Source organism: Flavobacterium bizetiae (assembly GCF_902804475.1).
Taxonomy (GTDB): Bacteria; Bacteroidota; Bacteroidia; order Flavobacteriales; family Flavobacteriaceae; genus Flavobacterium; species Flavobacterium bizetiae.
This window is the reverse complement of sequence record NZ_CADCSU010000087.1, coordinates 163,624-182,537: the sequence shown is the minus strand read 5'-3', so window position 1 is coordinate 182,537 and position 18,914 is coordinate 163,624. Positions and strand designations below refer to the sequence as shown.

Below are 18,914 nucleotides of genomic sequence, written 5' to 3'. Positions count from 1 at the left end.
TACTAAATTAGTATAGTTTAATTAATCTGCTTCTTGAACACCAATTAAATTGAATTCATGAAATGATTTCACTTCTTTTTCTAATGCTTTTTTACTTACAACAAAGGTATCTGAAATTGAATCATGCCATCCTCTTGAATTCCCTAAAAAACTAAATGCATCAAAAGGAATTAAACGACACAAACTTCTTTTTAAAAATAGTTCCAAAACTAGGCCTTTCTCCATTTTCATCGACAACGACAGTTCCTGTAATAAATTTCGCAATCGATCTTCCAAATAATCCTTCCATTACTGTGTAATAAATTATCGAAAAGATTATCACAATAATGTTCCATCCTAAATCACCTAACTCTTGTAAGGATTGAACAACCGAAGTTAAACCAAATAAGCTTGATAAGATACCAATCAGGATACCAAATGCCATCAAGGTGATTAAAAAGAAAACAAGATCTAAAACGTAATTTAAGAAACGTGTTCCAGTAGAAGCTAATAATTTATCATCTAAAACGTAAGTAGAATTACTCATGTGCGGGTCAAGTTTAAAATTTATTATTATTTTAATTTCGTTACTGTCAAAAATATACTTTTAACGTAACAAATATAAAATAAAAAACGATTTTTAACAGTAAAAAAATTACAGTCAAAAATCGTCATTCTTATTTTAATCTAAAATCTAAAATTATTTAATCCAGCGCTTGCTTTAAATCAGCAATAACATCTGCTACTGTTTCTAAACCTACAGAAACACGTACCAAACCTTGAGTAATTCCTACTGCTAATTGATCTTCTTCAGACAATTTACTGTGCGTCGTAGAAGCCGGATGTGTTACAATTGTTTTTACATCGCCAATATTTGCCGAAAGAGAACATAATTTAATCTTGTCCAGGAATTTTCTTCCTGCTTCAAGACCACCTTCAATTTCTATTGCAATAATATTACCCCCTAAAAGCATTTGTTTTTTGGCAATTTCATATTTTGGATGAGATTTCAAAAATGGATACTTTACGGTTTTTACATTTGGATGGCTTTCTAAAAATTCAGCTACTTTTAAAGCATTTTCGCAATGTTTATCAACACGAACTGCCAAAGTTTCTAAACTTTTCGATAAAACCCACGCATTAAATGGCGACATTGCCGGTCCTGTATTTCTTGAAAACAGGTAAATCTGACGAATTAATTCTCCTTCTCCTACTACAACTCCTCCTAAAACACGACCCTGACCGTCTATTAATTTTGTTGCAGAATGAATTACTAAATGCGCACCGTATTTAATAGGCTGCTGAATATATGGTGTAGCGAAACAGTTATCGATTATTAAAATCAAATTGTGCTTTTTTGCAATTGCGCCTAATAATTCTAAATCAATTACATCAACACCAGGATTTGTAGGTGTTTCAGCATATAGAATCTTAGTATTTGGTTTAATAAAACTTTCTATTGTTTCGGGTTTATTGATATCAAAATAAGAAGTTTCGATTTTCCATTTTGGAAAATAAGTCATGAACAACGCGTGAGTTGATCCAAAAACACTTCCTGCAGAAACAATATGATCTCCTGATTCTAACAATGCGGCAAACGTAGAATATATTGCAGCCATTCCGGTTGCAAAAGCATAACCGGCTTCGGCACCTTCCATCGCACAAACTTTGTCAACAAATTCTGTTGTATTTGGATTGCTAAAACGAGAATAAATATTGCGGACTTTTTCTTCTGTAAAAGAAGCTCTCATGTCCTCTGCGTCTTCAAATACAAAACTTGAAGATAAAAACAAAGGTGTTGAATGTTCCTGAAATTGTGTTTTTTCTAAATGTGTACGTATGGCTAGAGTTTCAAAGCCAAATTCTTGTTCGTTCATTTTTTTTGTTTTTTTGTTTCAGGTCTAAAGTTTCAGGTTACTCGACGAGCAAAATCTTCATCTTAAACTTAAACAAGTGAATCTTTGTAGCCAATCTAAAAATTTTCTAATTCTCAAATTGACTCATTTTCTAATTTTATAATGCTTCGTTGTTCAATACAACTTTGTAATTGATCGTAGCTGTTGGTTCAACCGTTTTAGAAACGGAGCAGTATTTCTCGAAAGAAAGCTGTGCCGCTTTTTTTGCTTTTTCAGGATTGATGTCTCCTTCTAAGTAAAAAACCACATTGATTACTTTAAATGGTGTTGCTTCTCCAACTTTTACGCGTTCTCCTTCTACCTCAGCATTAAATGCTGTTATTTCCTGACGTTGTTTTTTTAATATCGAAATCATATCAATAGCGCTGCATCCTGCAACTCCCATCAAAACTAATTCCATCGGACTTGCACCTAAATCGCTTCCGCCAAATTCGGCTCTGCTATCAACATCAACTACATGCCCACGTTCATTTTTAAGTTTAAAATGAAACGCGTCGTTTACTCTGTTTAAGGTTACTTTCATTCTAGTGTTGTTTTTTATTGTTGTTTGTTGTTTTATTATTCGCAATCTTGTCATTTCGACGTAAGGAGAAATCGCATTAGATTGTCGACAAAGATTGGGCCTTTTTGTTGTGGAGTTTCGTGTGTGATTTCTCGTTCCTCGAAATGACAAACTATACTCAATACAATAAATCTAAAATCTACCCTCTAAAATCTAAAATCAAATTACCCTTTATCAGATAATCTCAAGATATCTCCAAAAACCCCTCTTGCCGTTACTGCAGAACCTGCACCGGCTCCCTGAATTACGATTGGGCGATCTCCGTAAGATTCTGTATAAATTTCGAAGAAAGAATCAGATCCTTTTAATCCTCCTAAAGCAGTATCAGAAGGTACTGAAACTAATTTTACTTCCAGAATCCCTTTATCATTTTGCAAATCTCCAGACAACTCACCAATGTATCTTAATACGTGATTTGGCTTTTGATCTGCTTTTATTTTATCATAAATTGGGTCGAATTCTTTTAGTTTTGTCAGGAAATCAGAAACATTTCCTTCGCGTAAATGTTCCGGAATTAGATTTTGAATTGAGATTTCTTCAAATTCATTCTGAAGGTCTAATTCTCTTGCCAGAATCAATAATTTTCTTCCTACGTCATTTCCGCATAAATCTTCACGCGGATCTGGTTCTGTATATCCGTTATCGATTGCTTCTTGCAAAATCTGACTAAACGGAGCATCTTTTGCAGAGAAATTATTGAATAAATAACTCAATGTTCCTGAGAAAACTCCTTTTATTTTTGTGATATTTTCACCAGAAAGGTGCAATAATTTTATCGTATCAATTAATGGTAAACCTGCACCAACATTGGTTTCGTACAAATAATTCTTTTGGTTTTCGGCCAGAGCTTTTCTTAATTCTTTATAAAAACCATAGCTTAACGTATTCGCTACTTTATTCGAAGAAATCAAATCAAAGCTGCCTTCTGCAAGCGTAATATAATTTTCTACAAAAGCAGCACTTGCCGTATTATCGATCGCTATTAGGTTTTCTAAATGATGCTGATTGGCATACTCAATTACATCGTTTATAGTATACTCTAATCCGTCTTTTTGAATATCATTTTTCCAGTCAGCAGTTACTCCGTTTTTATTTAAAAGTAATTTCTTCGAATTCGCAATTGCAAAAACATTCAGTTTAATGTCTTTACGTTTTTCGATTGCTGCTGCAGATTCCAGGATTTGATTGATTAAAGTTCCGCCTACTAATCCGTGACCAAAAATCGCAATGTTGATTTTCTTAGAAACTCCAAAAATCTCTCCGTGAATTACGTTTAAGGCTTTGTTTAGTTCTGCTTTTTTAACCACCAAACTCACGTTTTTACCCGTAACGGTGTTGTTAAACAGTATTGGAACTATTTTATTTTTAATTAAAGCGGTGTAAGGTTTATGAAAAGTACTTAAATCCTGACCAATGATCGAAATTACCGAAACATTATCCGTAACCGTTATTTGGTTTACATCTTTAGAATAAAAATCATTCTCAAATTCTTTCTCTAATTCGACCATTGCAGTTGTTGCTTTTTCTGTCGCGACAACAAGCCCAATTCCTCTTTCTGAAGAACCTTGCGAAATGATGCTTACACTAATATTGTGATCGCCCATTACTTTAAAAATTCGGGCATCGACTCCGGCTTTCCCTAATAATCCGCGTCCTTCAAGATTAACTAACGATACATTTTCTAAAACAGAAAGTGTTTTGATTCCTTCTTTTGCCGAATCTGAAGTGATTAAAGTTCCGCGGTTTTCATGATTGAATGTATTTAAAATACGTAGTGGAATATTTTTTTCTAATAGAGGAATTATGGTTTTTGCGTGCAAAATTGTAGCACCAAAATTGGCCAATTCATTTGCTTCATTAAACGATAAAAATTCGATTTTTTTAGCATCGGCAACCAGATCCGGATTTGCTGTATAAATTCCGTCAACGTGCGTGAAGTTTTGTAATTCTTCAGCATTTAGGTAATTAGCAATTAATGATGCTGTATAATTACTTCCGTTTCTTCCTAAAGTTGTGGTGTCGTTATTGTTATTTGAACCAATAAAACCGGTCACAATATTTACGGTTGAACCATTATGTTCTTTAAAATAATTGATAACGTTTTTCTTCGAAAGTTGCTCTAATGGTTGTGCATCACCAAATTTAGAATCGGTTTTTAATAAATCTCTCGAATCGACAAAATTAGCAGGAACGCCTTTTTCTTTTAAAATAGACGTTAATAATTTAGCCGAAAGCAATTCGCCTTTAGATAAAATCTGATCTTTGATTTTGTTGCTGTAATCTCCAATTAAGCTAACGCCTTCAAAAAGCTTTTCTAAAATATTAAATTCTTCAGATAAATCTACCTGCGGATAATCTGAAACTTGATAAGTTTTAAAATTCTCAAATAATGGTTTGTAATTCCCGTTTTTTGCAGCAAGTTTTAAAATATATTCTAATTCATCTGTAGCATTTCCGCGAGCCGAAACGACAACAGCAATTTGTTCTCCTTGATTTACTTTATCAGAAATGATTGAAACTACTTTGTTAAGTCCTTCTCCGTTTGATAACGATTTACCTCCAAATTTTAATATTTTCATTTTATTTTTCTATTGTTTCTGCCTTAAAAATGTCGGCAAGTAAATGATCTAATTGTTTGTACTCGATTAAAAAAGCGTCATGTCCGTGAACCGAATCTATTTCGCTGTAAAAAACATTGTCTTTGAACTTTTTTAATACCTGATAAGTTTCCCGATTTTCTTTTGGTGTAAAAAACAAATCTGAATTGATTCCGATAATATAAATCGCTGCATTTGTTCTGGACAATAAAGTTTCGAAATCCTCACTATTTCTGGTAATATCTATGGTTTTAAGCAATTGGTTCATCAGTTTATATGATGCCAATTGGTATCTCTTTTGTAGTTTTTGGCCGTGATGCGCCAACCAGCTTTCTATATTAAAAATAGAAAGTTCGTTATTGATTGTTCTTTGAAATTTTTCTTTGAATGATTCAGGAGAGCGATAACACAACATAGCATGAATTCTGGCATCTTCTATAGGTTTTGAAGAATTGTTCAGGATTTGCTCTTGCAGGTAGCAATTTGCAATCATCCAGTCTGTCGATTTCCAGTCGGTTGCAATAGGTATCAGGTTTTGAGTAATGTTTGGTTCTAATGCAAGAATTTCCCATGCAATTCCTCCACCTACAGAACCACCAATAATGGTGTGTACCTGGACAATATTTAATGCCTCTAAACCTTTAATAAAAATTCGGGCAATATCTCTTGTTGTAAAATCCTGATAGTTTTCGATGATAAAAGAATCATTCCCGTTTCCAGGAACGTCGAATGCCAATATGGTATATTTGTTGGTGTCGATTGTTTTTTCGTCGCCAATTAAGTCATTCCACCAGCCATTTTCTCCGGTAACCTGAGCGTTTCCGGTTAAAGCATGATTAACCAAAACTATAGGCGCGCTATGCAATGGCAAACCAAAAAGTGTAAAGCTTAATGGCAATAATGGGTATGATGCACCACTTTCTGTGATGAAATCTTGAATTATAATGGGACTTGGTATATTTTCCAATTTCAAATCTTTTTAATTTTGATTTGTATGTGGAAATATTAGAAAGAAAGTACTAGAGTGAAACTAGAAAATTCTTGTTGTTATCTTTCCACGTTTGGGCGTGGTAGAATGCAGCACCTTCTTCGATTTAACGAAGGGTTGCTAAGGATTCATCGGGTCTAATCCCTCGTCCTTTCTTTATAACATTTCAATACGTATTTGAACTTAACGGTGCAAATTAACTACTTATTTCTTAAACTAACAAATTTTATCGAAACTGATTCCTCAATTTCTTAAACATAATTCAATCAGAAACTATTGTACGCAAAAAATTACCGAACAATTTGCCCAGTAAATTTAAGCAGGTATTACCCTAATTTATGAGTGCTTTTCAAGTTAGATGAAAAGAGTTTCATTTTCTTTTGAATACATCAAAAACAATAATGAATTTGGTTCTTTTTTCTCCGCTTTTTTATCAGTCTCAGTTATTCCGAAACTTGGATGGATCAATTCGTTAACTGGCGGAGGATTATTTCTTTCGATTTTGCTTCTGAAAAGTTTTTTTCTTAGGTAGTTGATTGTGCTCATGATATTTAAGTTTATGTTAGTTTGCGTTTTATAATCTTTATCGTTTGTTTAATTTTTTGTTATGGCAACCAAATGGAATAAAAAAACCCTTTTGATTAAAATACCAAAAGGGTTTAAGTTTTTTACAACTTATATATACTTTTAGTATCAACAGACTTGTACACAAATACGTGCGACATTAAACATCTTGTTCATCTGTAGGGATTTATTCATCTGTGATTTAATTGCTATTTTAAAAAATTCTTGCATTTGTTTTATTTTAATAAGCTTCCCGGAAACTGCCGAAATATTTTTACTTTATTCTTCTTTTTTAATCAATAAGAAATAAAGTTGCTTTAACTTTTGTCCCGATCGACATAACTATTATTCAGAATACTAAATTTATTTTCTGGTAATTTTGAGGTATTACAAATGTGCGAATATTTTTTCAATTACGCAAGTGAGGATCAGCAAATTAATCTTAAAAAACGTTAAAAAACACCATTTTAACGTTAAAAAACATCTTACAAATTTAAGATATTAAAAATTGAACGTTAAAACCTACAAAAATAAACGTAATGAACTTTCCTGTTTCAATATATCAAAGAACAACTAACTACTATTCGAAACCACTTACAGCCAAACTGCTTCTTTATTTTTAATTTTTTCGGCTACCTTTAAAATGTCAGTTATTATCCCTCTCGAGATTGCCTGTTTACATGCCGAAGCACTTTGAATTGCTATTGGAACATCTGCGTAAGATTGTGTATAAATTTCAAAAATGGTATCTGATCCTTTTAGCTGACCTATGGCGGACCAAACTGGTTCTGAAACTAATTTGACTTCTAAGGTATTTTTCTGTAAATCAAATTCACCTACATATCTCAGTACATGATTATCTGCCTGGGCTATTTTGGCAATTTTAAACGATTTATCGATCGCATCTTTATTAAGAATTCCGTTTTTTTCCAGATGTTGTTCTGTAATAAGAGAATTAATTTTTATATCCGAGAAATCGAAATCTTTCCCGATCTCTCTCGTCAAAATCAGTAGTTTTCTGGCAGTATCATTTCCGGACAAATCTTCTTTAAAAGTCGATCGCATCAATCCGAGTAAACTGGCATCTTTTAAAAGAGACGAAAAAGTAGCATCTTCGGTCGCAAAACGGTTAAAAACATAACTTAGATTATCAGAGAAAACACCTCGTATTTTTGTGATTTTTTCACCCGAATAATACAAATCTCTTAAGGTTTGCAAGACCGGAAAACCAGTATCTACTGATGTTTCATACAGAAATTCTTTGTCGTATTTTTTAAGATTGGCCCTAATCTCTTTATACAGATCAATTGGCAGTGTATTGGCTTTTTTATTTACCGCTACAATATTAAATCCGTTTTCGATCAAAGTATTATAATGATGAATGAGCTCATCGCTTGCTGTGGCATCAACGGCAATTAGATTTTCAAACTCATTTTCTTTCGCAAATTCGATAATATCCTGCACTTTAAACGGAACTGCCAATTCTAGAAAATTGGTTTCCCAGGCATATCCAACGCCTTCTTTCTCAAAAAATGCTACGGTTGAATTTGTTATAATTGGAAAATGAAAATCGATATTTTTACTTTCAAGAAAAAACTCCTGACTTTCGATTATCTGATTGATCAAAGTACTTCCGATATTTCCAATTCCAAAAAGGATGATATTTATTTTAAGCTTTGACATAATTTTTAATTTATTGGGGGTTAATTAAACCATATAAGTGATATAAGTTCATTTAATATTATCAAACTATATGATTTAGACGCACTGCTGTGCGTCTCTACTAAAATGAACTTATATCACTTATATGGTGAAAAAACTTTTATATAGATAGTTTTTTATAAAAAATCACCTCTAGCAGAACTCACGCTACTAAAGGCAATTTTTCAAACAAAAAACAAAAAAACCTAATTTTTATTAATACTGTATTGCGATTGGGTAACGCTTGCGAAAGCAGCCTGCAAATCAGCTATTAAATCCTCGATATCTTCAATTCCGACAGAAAGTCGGACTAAATCTTTTGAAACTCCCGTTTCTAGTTGGTCAGCATCAGACAATTGTTGGTGTGTAGTACTTGCCGGATGAATGATTAATGATTTTGTATCACCAATATTGGCTAAAAGAGAGAACAATTTAGTTTGATCTACCACTTTTTTAGCGGCATCAAAACCACCTTTTAGTCCAAAAGTAATTACACCACTTTGTCCTTTTGGCAAATATTGTTGTGCCAAATCATAATACTTATTGTTTTTAAGACCTGGATAATTTACCCAAACCACTTCTTCTTGCTTTTCTAACCAAGAGGCTAAAGCCAAAGCATTTTCGCTATGTTTCTTGATTCGGATTGGTAATGTTTCTAATCCCTGAATGATCTGGAAAGCATTAAACGGACTCAAAGCGGCACCAAAATCACGCAAACCTTCGATTCTTGCTTTTGCTATGAAAGCTGCATTTCCTAAAGCTTCGTGATACACTAATCCGTGATATCCTGCAGAAGGTTCTGTGAATTCAGGAAATTTTCCGTTCGACCAGTCAAATTTTCCTGCATCGATGATAACGCCTCCTAATGAAGTTCCGTTTCCTGAAATATATTTAGTTAAAGAGTGAATTACGATATCTGCTCCATATTCAATTGGGTTTAATAAATAAGGAGTAGCAACCGTATTGTCTACAATAAAAGGTACCTTAAAGTTTTTGGCTTCCGCCGAAATTCCTTTCAGATCTAGTACATCTAATTTTGGATTTCCCAGAGATTCTACAAAAAAGGCTCTTGTATTTTCTTTGGCCGCTTTTGTGAAATTTTCCGGTTGAGAAGGATCTACAAAAGTGGTTGTAATTCCTAGACGAGGTAAAGTTACATTTAGCAAATTATAAGTTCCTCCGTATAAACTATTCGAAGCAACAATATGATCGCCCGCTTTTAGCAATGTCAATAAAGCTGTAGAAATTGCCGATGCTCCAGACGCTGTAACTACAGCTCCAATTCCGCCCTCAAGCGCTGCAAGACGTTGTTCTAAAATATCGTTTGTCGGGTTGTTTAATCGTGTATAGATAAATCCGGCTTCGGCAAGACCAAATAAATTGGCAGCATGATCTGAATCGTTAAATACATATGATGATGTCTGGTAAATTGGCACTGCTCTGGTCCCTGCATTTTTAGTAACATCGTGTCCTGCGTGTAGTGCGTTTGTAGCGAATTTTTGTGTGCTCATGATCTTAATTTTTTAGGTATTGTTAATACTATATATATTGTTATTGAAATTGTTTCTTTGAAATTGGTATTTTATTGAATAAAAAAATCGTCTCCTTCTTCTTCAATATTATACATTAAAAGCAATAATGATTTTTGACTTCTTATTACAGCCTGCTCTGCATTTAATCTTGCCACTTCTCTTGTAATGTCTTCAGATTTATTATTGGTATTATTTTGAGAATCGTTTCTTAATAAATATTCTACTGCGATTGAGTTTAGCGTTTTCATAATTTAAATTTTAAAAGTGTTGAAATAAAAAAAAAGCCCTTTAGGATGGCTACCAAAAGGGCTTATAGTTCTAACTATAACAAAGATTTTATCTTTCACTTTTGGCAACAGCGAATTGGGATGCACATTTGCATCATCTCACAACATATCATCATATTTTTCGCTATTGTTTTCATTTTTATTTTATTTAAAAATTAATCTCTTATTTTAAACTCGACTAATTCGATAGAGTAAATATATAAAGTATTTTTAGATCTACCAAATTAAAAATTGATATTTAACATTATTTTTTTCGAAGCCCTGTAAATACTGGTATTCAGCGGTAAAAAAAATAGCCCGCGGGTTTTGCGGATTTGAACCGATTTACACAGGTTCTTTATATTCTCTTCTATTGTCTTAAAATTTAATGATTAAAAAAATCTGTGCAAATCCGTTTGATCCGTTTAATCTGTGGCCAATCTTATATTCTTAGAACTTAAAACTTAATCTGGCAAAACCAAATCTTCCGTTCAATCCAAATTGTGATACCGCTCTTGAATAAGCAAACTGATTTGCGTTTGTTAAATCTGTGCTTGGCGCAGGAGACAATGTTGGCGTTGTATTCGTAAAGGCCGGAGTTGCAGGATTGTTTCTGTCCGGATAAACATCTCCTATATTATTAAGACCAATTGTAAATCTGAATTTCTCATTGATTTGATATCCTAAAGATAAATCGGTAACAATTTTAGCGCTGTATTCAGGGTGCTCATAAACAGAAGACGATCCGTCAAGATTTACATCTGTTGCTCCCGGATCAGTTACTTTTCCGAAATAGCTGTTTCTTAAATAAATATCCAGTTTTTTGATACTAAATGTTGTCATTAAATTTGCTTTCAATTTAGGAATTGCCTCTTCTAAATAAACTCTGCTTGATTCCGGAAAAAATGAATACACATAAGGATCTCCACCTGCATCAATAATAGATTGAGGAACATTCAATTTCCCTACTCTTTTGGTGGTATTATAACTTAAAGCAAAATCGTTTCTAATAGTAAAGTCCTGGATTACATCGTATTTTTGAGAAATCACCACATCTATACCTTTTGTTTCAGAGTCAATCCCGTTAGTCCAGAACGATGCTCTTTCTACACCTTTTAAATCAAATGCCTGTTGAAACAAAGTCAATGCATCTTTTTGCTGTTGTGATGTTGCCGCCGTGATCTGAGCATCTGTTGGTCTTGCATATTGTCCTGTTAAAACTACTCTGTCGTCGATTCTTGTAAAATAAGCATCTGTTGCAATTGTAATATTGGCTTCAGGAATTTTGAATGTAAATCCTGTACTGATACTTTTAGATTTTTCAGGTTTTAAACTTTCAACTCCAATACTTTTAGCTGCCTGAGAATCATTTGTAAAATAACCTACCTGATAAGGTGCACCGTTGATGAACTGAGTAGAACTTGATTCAAAATATTTTTGTTGTAATGATGGCGCTCTAAAACCTGTTTGTCCGGAAATTCTCCAATTAATATTATCGTTCAGTTTTAAAAGAGAAGCCAGTTTAAAGATTACTGTACTTCCAAAATCTGAATAATTTTCATAACGAGCGGCACCGTTTAAAAGCCAGTTTTTAGTAACATTCAATTCTAAATCAAGATAAGCTGCACCACTTTTTCTGTCTTTTTCTTTAGCATCAGAAGGCTGAAATCCTGAGAATCCCTGTGCTCCTGCTCCGCGCTTATTACCATAAAAATCTGTTACGATCAATGGTGAATTACTTGGCAGAATTCCGGAAACTAAAGCTCCATTTACATCATACAATCCGTAAGAAGCTTCTTCCCCAGCTTTTATCTGATAGTTTTCATATCTGAATTCTCCACCAAAAGCAACGTTTAATCCTTCCAGAACATCTAACTTTTTACTGAAATCTAAATTGGTGGTACTTTGTAAAAATGAAACTTTACCAGCATCAAAACTAGAAGGAGAATTTACTCCCAAAGTCGCATTAATAGTATTGTTTACATCGTATTGAAAAGAGTTTGTTCCCAAATTTGTACTTAAATCGGTATCAAAACCTAATATATTTGTCGTAACACCAAGCGCTGCAGAAGCATCTAGTATAGACGATTCTATTTCTGGTAAAAATCCGTTTTGATACACTTGCGTGAAAGCACCGGAAGCATTTGGCAATCTGTTAAAAGCATAAGATTTACCATTTCTATACGAAAGTCCCCCAAAAGAATACAAAGATGTAATATCAGACAAAGGATATTTTGTATTATAATATAGTTGTCCCGATGCCAATTCTGACTGACCAACACTCATATTATAATCGCTTCTTTCCTGACCTCTGTAAGCAATTTCATTATTAGTAACATCAAAATTTAAAGCATTTTGCATTTGCGTAAGTGTTGTTGCAGAAGAAATTGCGGTTTGTTGTGCCGGCGTAAAATAACTTACTTGTGGAGCATATTGCTGCAATGTGCTAAGAATTTGCGACGTATTTGGCGTGTTATTAATATTGCTAAACAATGAATTGATAGCAACTCCATTTTGAGCAGCTCTGTTTTCTATTGCATTGTAAGCATTAAAAATAGTACCGTTTCTAATTCCAGCTCTGCTTGTTGCCTGTCTGGTTACGGCGCTTCCGGTAATGTTCAGGAAACTTCCTTCTTTACCTAAAGACGTTCCGTAGTTTAAATCTGCCTGTACGGTTTGTCCATCAGCTCCACCTTTAAAATTATTAGATCCTGAAGATAAATTGGTACCATATTGAATACCTCCCGAAATAAAGTTAGCATTCTTTTTTAATACAATATTAATTACTCCGGCGATAGCATCTGAACCGTATTGAGCAGCTGCACCGTCACGTAAAACTTCGATTCTTTCAATAGCGAATGATGGAATTGCATTTAAATCTGTTCCTACAGATCCTCTTCCCGGAGATCCGTTGATATTTACTAATGCGCTTGAATGTCTGCGTTTACCATTTACTAATATTAAAACCTGATCCGGACCTAAACCTCTTAATTGTGCAGGATCGACGTGATCTGTAGCATCTGCAGTAGAAGTCGCATTACTGGTAAAAGAAGGGGCAACGTAATTTAAGATCTGGGTAACGCTTGTTTGTGGCGAACCTTTTGTAATGTCAGAAATATTAAAAACATCTACAGGAACAGGGACATCAGTTTTTACTCTGTTTTTACTCCTCGATCCTACTATTGTTACTTCAGATAACTCATTATTTTTCAGGCTATCTTGTTCTTTTTTATTTTCCTGAGCATAAACACCTGAAAACGTGAGCAGACCTAAAACGATTAGTACATTTTTTTTCATTGCTTTTAAGATTAATTTAGTGGTTTTGGCTTAAAAAGTATTTGCAGTTATTTTTATCGAGACAAAAAAAAACCTCTGCAATCTGCAGAGGTTTCTATTTATATTTTTGAAAAAAAATTACAATAGCGTCTCTGCGGATAACTCCGGCATCTTACAAGACATCATATTGCAAACTGTAAATTTCATTTTCTTTAATTTTCGTGAGGCAAATTTGCAAACTATTTTTTAATCAGCCAAACAAAAACTGAAATATTTTCTATTACCCTATCAAATTAGTATATTACTGTTAAATTTCTGCTATAAAAAATAAAAAAAGTTGAACTTTAATTTGCAAATCAAAATGGTTTTGTACTTTTGCACCCGAATACGGAGGAAAAATTTGAACTGATTGCAACCTCTTCATAATGAAACGGTTCGTTATGAATGCTGAAAGATAAATTTCGGCATTAAAAAATGCTAAAGCAGACTATCTCCTTTAGCCCTTTTTAAGCAATTTTTTTCCTCACTTAATTTTAATTTAATAAATTATTATGGCTTATTTATTTACGTCAGAATCTGTTAGTGAAGGGCATCCAGACAAAGTTGCAGATCAAATTTCGGATGCATTAATTGATAACTTTTTGGCATTTGATGCTGACTCAAAAGTAGCTTGCGAAACTCTTGTTACTACAGGTCAGGTAATTTTAGCTGGTGAAGTAAAATCGAATACTTATCTTGATGTGCAGCAAATTGCCCGTGATGTAATCCGTAAAATTGGATATACAAAAAGCGAGTATATGTTTGAAGCAAATTCTTGTGGAATTCTTTCAGCAATTCATGAGCAATCTGCAGATATTAATCAAGGGGTTGACAGAGCTAAGCCAGAAGAGCAAGGTGCAGGAGACCAGGGAATGATGTTTGGTTACGCAACTAACGAAACTGAAAACTACATGCCATTGGCACTTGATTTATCTCATAAATTATTGCAGGAATTAGCAATTTTAAGACGTGAAAATAACGAAATCACTTATTTACGTCCTGATGCAAAATCGCAGGTAACTTTAGAATATAGCGACGATAACAAACCAACTCGTATTGATGCGATTGTTATCTCGACTCAACACGATGATTTTGATGAAGAGGCTACTATGCTGGCTAAAATCAAAAAAGATATCATCGAAATTTTGATTCCAAGAATCATTGCTAAAAATCCGGAACACGCGCATTTATTCAATGATAAAATTAACTATCATATTAACCCAACAGGAAAATTCGTTATTGGAGGACCTCACGGAGATACTGGTTTAACAGGAAGAAAAATCATTGTTGATACTTACGGTGGAAAAGGTGCTCACGGTGGTGGTGCATTCTCTGGAAAAGATCCGAGTAAAGTTGACAGAAGTGCTGCTTATGCTACACGTCATATCGCTAAAAACTTAGTAGCTGCAGGTGTTGCTGACGAAATCTTAGTACAGGTTTCTTATGCAATTGGAGTTGCTGAACCAATGGGAATCTTTATTGATACTTACGGAACTTCTAAAGTAAACTTAACTAACGGTGAAATCGCTAAAAAAGTAGAAGCTATCTTTGATATGCGTCCTTACTTTATTGAGCAACGTTTGAAATTAAGAAACCCAATCTACAGCGAAACTGCTGCTTACGGACACATGGGACGTAAACCAGAAGTGGTAACTAAAACTTTTTCTGCTCCGGGAGGAAATGCAAAAACAGTTACTGTTGAATTATTTACCTGGGAGAAACTTGATTTCGTAGACAAAGTAAAAGCTGAATTTGGATTGTAATTCAATCTGAAATATCTACATACATAAAGAGGCTGTCTATTTATTTAGACAGCCTCTTTTATTTTTAATGGATTTTGAAATCTGTGTGTTTATTTGAACACGGATGAAACGGATTTACTTCGTAAAGTCGCGGATAAAAACGGATTTTTTATTTATATCCTGCCTAAAGCAGAAAATAAAGAAAGAAAAAATCTGTTTTTATCTGCGTTTTCGCGGTAGCGAATCCGTTTTATCCGCGTCTAAATTTCAATACCAATAAAACGAATTTATCGCTCTAATTGTACATTAGGTAATGTTTTAGGACGAGAAGCATCGTTAGATAAAATCCAGCCGGTGCGGTACATCCATTCGGTCATTTTATGCAATTTTACGAAATCAATGTTTTCAGATTCATCCATTGGTGTATGGTATTGACTATGTAAAACACTGGTATAGAAAACAGATGGAATTCCTCTTTTTGCATAAGGCAAATGATCAGAACGGAAGTAAAAATATTCCGGATGTTCTGGTCTGTCCCAAAGTTTGTCTAAATCAAATTTCGGACCTTCATCGTTGGCTTTTTTAGCAATTGCAACCAAATCTGATGAGTTTTCGTGAGGAGAACTCGAACCTAAAAGAGCGGCCTGATTTACATTATTTCTACCAATCATATCTCCGTTTAAAACAGCAACAATGTCTTTTTCCGGAACTGTTGGGTGCGATGCATACCATCTTGATCCTAATAAACCACGTTCTTCTGCTCCGTGAAATACAAACAAAGAAGTTCTTTTTCCGGGTTGTTTTTTATACGCTCTTGCAATAGCCAGCATTGCCACACAAGTACTCGCATTATCATCAGCTCCGTTATAAATAGAATCCTGACCGTATTTTTGTCTTACGCCGTCATGATCCTGGTGTCCGCTAAAAAGCACGTATTCATTTTTTAATTTAGGATCTGTTCCTGCAATTGTTCCAACTACGTTTACAGATGGATATTTGTAAGTTTCAGAAACTACTTCTGTAGACAAAATATCTTTAGTCGTTTTCAGATAAGCCAATTGATCATTGTGTACCCAAAAAACTGGCATTGTTGAACCAATTCTGTCACGAACACCTTCGATACCATAAACACCTCTTGTCATTTGTGGCTCGACCTGAGACCAGCTTTCTTCTGCCAATTGATCTGCCACCATAATAAGTGCCGACGCTCCTTTTTTTACTACAAGATCATAGTATTTATTTCGAACAAGACCAGGATAACGTCTTTCGAATAAAGAGATATCATCTGCAATTCCTTCTTTAGAAGCTAATATAACAACCGCTTTTCCTTTGATGTCTGCTTTTTCAATTTCTTCTTTAGTTGCAGCACCTAAATATACTAATGGCGCATCTACTTTAATATTTGTGGTTTCTGCTACGAGAACATCTTTCCACAATTTATATTCTTTTGATCCAATTTTAAATTTTGTATTTGGAGTCACCTGATGCCTGTACATATCAAAAAACTGAAAATAAGTTCCATCATCACCAGCCGGAGCCATTCCTGCTTCTTTCGCTTTATTCGCCAGCCACATCGATACTTTCAGTTCATCCAGAGTTCCTGCTTCACGACCATTAAAATGATCACCAGCCATCTGGTACATATCTGTTTTTAGATCTTTATCTGTAATTGCTGAAACTAGCGGTTTCTTAATTGCCTGTGAGAAAACGACTCCTCCGTAAGCAATCAAAACGAGCATCATTTTATTTTTCATACGTTTTAATTTAGTATTCCAAACTTAATAATTTATAGAGAGAAAAATGTCAGTTTCTGTTCGAAATCGTACTGAAATGCTAAATCAATAAAATGACAGGAATATTTTTTTTGCATTATTATTTTTATTTGGTTATCCCTTACAATTTAGCTTACTTTATACAAAATAACTGATTAAAATATGAGCAGACTTCCTTCGCTACAAAACGTTCTAAACGCAACATTAAAAACAGTTCTCAGATTTCCGTTAGAAATTATAACTTCGATCGCAGGAACTGTATTTGCTATTGTTCTTAACGAGTTAGACTACAATGATCCTAAACAAGAGTTTTATCAAAAAGCTTTAATGAGTAGTTCTTTGTGTTTGGTTTTATTTCTTTCGGTTAGCTTATTTTTTATTGCGGCAAAAAAGAGTAATATTCTACGTTATATTACCAGTATTGTACTTGGCAGCTTGATCGTACTCTTTGTTTTTAATTTTCATGAACGCATTACAGAAATAGAAATGCAGCAATTTTTAGTGCTTAATATTGCTTTGCATTTACTGGTTTCGTTTGCAGGATTTTTGCCAAGAACTTATAACCAGGATGAATTTTGGGAATTCAACAAGCAGCTTTTTCTCCGAATTTTAACCTCAGCACTCTATAGTATTGTACTCTATTCTGGTTTAGCATTAGCCATATTAGCAATTGATAAATTATTTAAGGTTGAATTTTACAATCATATTTATCTTCATATCTTTTTTATTATCGCCGGAGTTTTTAATACGACTTTCTTTTTAAACGGAGTTCCGGAAACCAATAACAGCGAGAATCCATTGGTTTTAAATTACCCAAAAGGACTTAAAAACTTTACTCAGTATGTTTTATTACCCTTAATAAGCCTTTATTTGGTTATCCTAATATGTTATGAAGCCAAAATATTAGTAACACTTTCTTTGCCGGTTGGCTGGGTTTCCTACCTTGTTTTGGTATTTGCCATTTTCGGGATTCTGTCTTTTTTATTGGTTCATCCTATTGCGACCGAAACCAATAATTTATGGATGAGAACATTCAATCGTTGGTTTTATTTTCTTTTGATTCCATTATTGGGATTACTTTTTTGGGCAATTTTATACCGAATCAATCTTTACGGTTTTACTCATGAGCGTTATTATGTTCTTTTATTATCAATATGGCTGAGTATTGTTGTGGGGTATTTTCTGATTTCAAAACATCCAAAAATAAAATTCATTCCTATAAGTATGTGTTTGGCCGGATTGTTTTCTATTGCTGGCCCACAAGGTGCTAATTACATTTCAAAACACAGTCAGTTATCACGATTTGAATCTTACATGCAAAAATCAAATCAAAAATTGACTTTTGAGCAAGAACAGGATTTAAGCAGTATCGTTTCTTTTTTAGAAAATAATTATGGTGTAGAAAGCATGGTTCCTTATGCTAAAAACAAACTGGAAGCGCTTCTTAAAAAACAAAAATCTCCTAGTTATTATGAAATCATGAAAAGCTTAGGATTTGAATACCGATCTCCATATGATCGAAAAAATGACGACGATGGCTCTTTCTATTATTATTTTTATGGAAATGATGATAATACAGTAGAAAACATTCACGGACAAGATTTTTTATTTACGCTCTCTAATAATACTGATTTTAATTGCGATAAGTGTACTTCGATAGACGGAAAAGCATATAGCATAAAATCAAAAAATACAGATTATGGTCTGGATTTACAAATTAATCAAGACATTATTCCTTTAAAAATAAATGATTTTGTTACTAAGAATTCTGTCTTTAGAAGAAACAATAACACAAATGAAAATGTCATACAAAAGATCGAAAATTCAAAATATACGATTACATTAAACTATATTAGTGTAAATGGTAAAATCGAAAAAGAAAAGAAAATCATAAGCAATTATCATATTAAAGTGATGATTGGCATTAAAAAATAAAAAAGAACCCGACAAGATTTTCAACTTTGTCGGGTTTTTATTTTG

13 protein-coding genes and 1 riboswitch are annotated in these 18,914 nt (G+C 33.6%); of the genes, 2 read left to right on the top strand and 11 right to left on the bottom strand.

Annotated features, from left to right (window positions below):
• Positions 1-160: 160 nt before the first annotated feature.
• From FLACOL7796_RS11380 to FLACOL7796_RS11335, 10 genes are all read right to left on the bottom strand, one after another.
• Positions 161-526 carry an RDD family protein gene (locus FLACOL7796_RS11380; RefSeq protein WP_232067358.1) on the bottom strand — a complete coding sequence of 122 codons (366 nt, stop codon included), beginning with the start codon at positions 524-526 and terminating at the stop codon, positions 161-163.
• 157 nt (positions 527-683) lie between these two features.
• A complete protein-coding gene (locus tag FLACOL7796_RS11375) occupies positions 684-1,856 on the bottom strand; it encodes a trans-sulfuration enzyme family protein (protein ID WP_173970903.1) in 1,173 nt (390 codons plus the stop codon).
• 136 nt (positions 1,857-1,992) lie between these two features.
• The gene (locus FLACOL7796_RS11370) at positions 1,993-2,418 is read right to left on the bottom strand and encodes an OsmC family protein (protein WP_173970902.1); all 426 of its coding nucleotides are present in this window, start codon (positions 2,416-2,418) and stop codon (positions 1,993-1,995) included.
• A 203-nt stretch (positions 2,419-2,621) separates the two neighbouring features.
• Entirely contained in the window at positions 2,622-5,036 is a 2,415-nt protein-coding gene (gene thrA / locus FLACOL7796_RS11365) for a bifunctional aspartate kinase/homoserine dehydrogenase I (RefSeq protein ID WP_173970901.1), read from the bottom strand.
• A 1-nt stretch (position 5,037) separates the two neighbouring features.
• Positions 5,038-6,021 carry an alpha/beta fold hydrolase gene (locus FLACOL7796_RS11360; protein WP_232067357.1) on the bottom strand — a complete coding sequence of 328 codons (984 nt, stop codon included), beginning with the start codon at positions 6,019-6,021 and terminating at the stop codon, positions 5,038-5,040.
• A 77-nt stretch (positions 6,022-6,098) separates the two neighbouring features.
• Positions 6,099-6,207, bottom strand: a riboswitch (SAM riboswitch).
• Positions 6,208-6,396: 189 nt separating this feature from the next.
• Positions 6,397-6,588, bottom strand: a complete 192-nt coding sequence (locus tag FLACOL7796_RS11355) for a hypothetical protein (protein WP_121327140.1) — start codon at positions 6,586-6,588, stop codon at positions 6,397-6,399.
• A gap of 612 nt (positions 6,589-7,200) precedes the next feature.
• A complete protein-coding gene (locus tag FLACOL7796_RS11350) occupies positions 7,201-8,289 on the bottom strand; it encodes a homoserine dehydrogenase family protein (protein WP_173970899.1) in 1,089 nt (362 codons plus the stop codon).
• A gap of 224 nt (positions 8,290-8,513) precedes the next feature.
• Positions 8,514-9,818: an O-acetylhomoserine aminocarboxypropyltransferase/cysteine synthase family protein gene (locus FLACOL7796_RS11345; protein WP_173970898.1), complete on the bottom strand. Its 1,305-nt coding sequence runs from the start codon at positions 9,816-9,818 to the stop codon at positions 8,514-8,516.
• Between the two features lie 71 nt (positions 9,819-9,889).
• Positions 9,890-10,087: a hypothetical protein gene (locus FLACOL7796_RS11340; protein ID WP_173970897.1), complete on the bottom strand. Its 198-nt coding sequence runs from the start codon at positions 10,085-10,087 to the stop codon at positions 9,890-9,892.
• Positions 10,088-10,555: 468 nt separating this feature from the next.
• Positions 10,556-13,402, bottom strand: coding sequence for a TonB-dependent receptor plug domain-containing protein (locus tag FLACOL7796_RS11335; protein WP_173970896.1), 2,847 nt, complete (start codon positions 13,400-13,402; stop codon positions 10,556-10,558).
• Between the two features lie 530 nt (positions 13,403-13,932).
• Here FLACOL7796_RS11335 and metK point away from each other — a divergent pair.
• Complete coding sequence (gene metK / locus FLACOL7796_RS11330; RefSeq protein ID WP_173970895.1) at positions 13,933-15,183, top strand: methionine adenosyltransferase; 1,251 nt, start codon at positions 13,933-13,935, stop codon at positions 15,181-15,183.
• Positions 15,184-15,449: 266 nt separating this feature from the next.
• On the opposite strand, the gene FLACOL7796_RS11325 is transcribed toward metK, so the two are convergent.
• Positions 15,450-16,916, bottom strand: coding sequence for a M28 family metallopeptidase (locus tag FLACOL7796_RS11325; RefSeq protein ID WP_173970894.1), 1,467 nt, complete (start codon positions 16,914-16,916; stop codon positions 15,450-15,452).
• 180 nt (positions 16,917-17,096) lie between these two features.
• Here FLACOL7796_RS11325 and FLACOL7796_RS11320 point away from each other — a divergent pair, with 180 nt between their 5' ends.
• Positions 17,097-18,869, top strand: coding sequence for a DUF4153 domain-containing protein (locus tag FLACOL7796_RS11320; RefSeq protein WP_173970893.1), 1,773 nt, complete (start codon positions 17,097-17,099; stop codon positions 18,867-18,869).
• Positions 18,870-18,914: the final 45 nt, after the last annotated feature.

Coding starts and splice junctions, on each gene's coding strand:
- FLACOL7796_RS11380 (WP_232067358.1), bottom strand. CDS start 526: ATGAGTAATTCTACTTACGTTTTAGATGATAAATTATTAGCTTCTACT.
- FLACOL7796_RS11375 (WP_173970903.1), bottom strand. CDS start 1,856: ATGAACGAACAAGAATTTGGCTTTGAAACTCTAGCCATACGTACACAT.
- FLACOL7796_RS11370 (WP_173970902.1), bottom strand. CDS start 2,418: ATGAAAGTAACCTTAAACAGAGTAAACGACGCGTTTCATTTTAAACTT.
- thrA (WP_173970901.1), bottom strand. CDS start 5,036: ATGAAAATATTAAAATTTGGAGGTAAATCGTTATCAAACGGAGAAGGA.
- FLACOL7796_RS11355 (WP_121327140.1), bottom strand. CDS start 6,588: ATGAGCACAATCAACTACCTAAGAAAAAAACTTTTCAGAAGCAAAATC.
- FLACOL7796_RS11350 (WP_173970899.1), bottom strand. CDS start 8,289: ATGTCAAAGCTTAAAATAAATATCATCCTTTTTGGAATTGGAAATATC.
- FLACOL7796_RS11345 (WP_173970898.1), bottom strand. CDS start 9,818: ATGAGCACACAAAAATTCGCTACAAACGCACTACACGCAGGACACGAT.
- FLACOL7796_RS11340 (WP_173970897.1), bottom strand. CDS start 10,087: ATGAAAACGCTAAACTCAATCGCAGTAGAATATTTATTAAGAAACGAT.
- FLACOL7796_RS11335 (WP_173970896.1), bottom strand. CDS start 13,402: ATGAAAAAAAATGTACTAATCGTTTTAGGTCTGCTCACGTTTTCAGGT.
- metK (WP_173970895.1), top strand. CDS start 13,933: ATGGCTTATTTATTTACGTCAGAATCTGTTAGTGAAGGGCATCCAGAC.
- FLACOL7796_RS11325 (WP_173970894.1), bottom strand. CDS start 16,916: ATGAAAAATAAAATGATGCTCGTTTTGATTGCTTACGGAGGAGTCGTT.
- FLACOL7796_RS11320 (WP_173970893.1), top strand. CDS start 17,097: ATGAGCAGACTTCCTTCGCTACAAAACGTTCTAAACGCAACATTAAAA.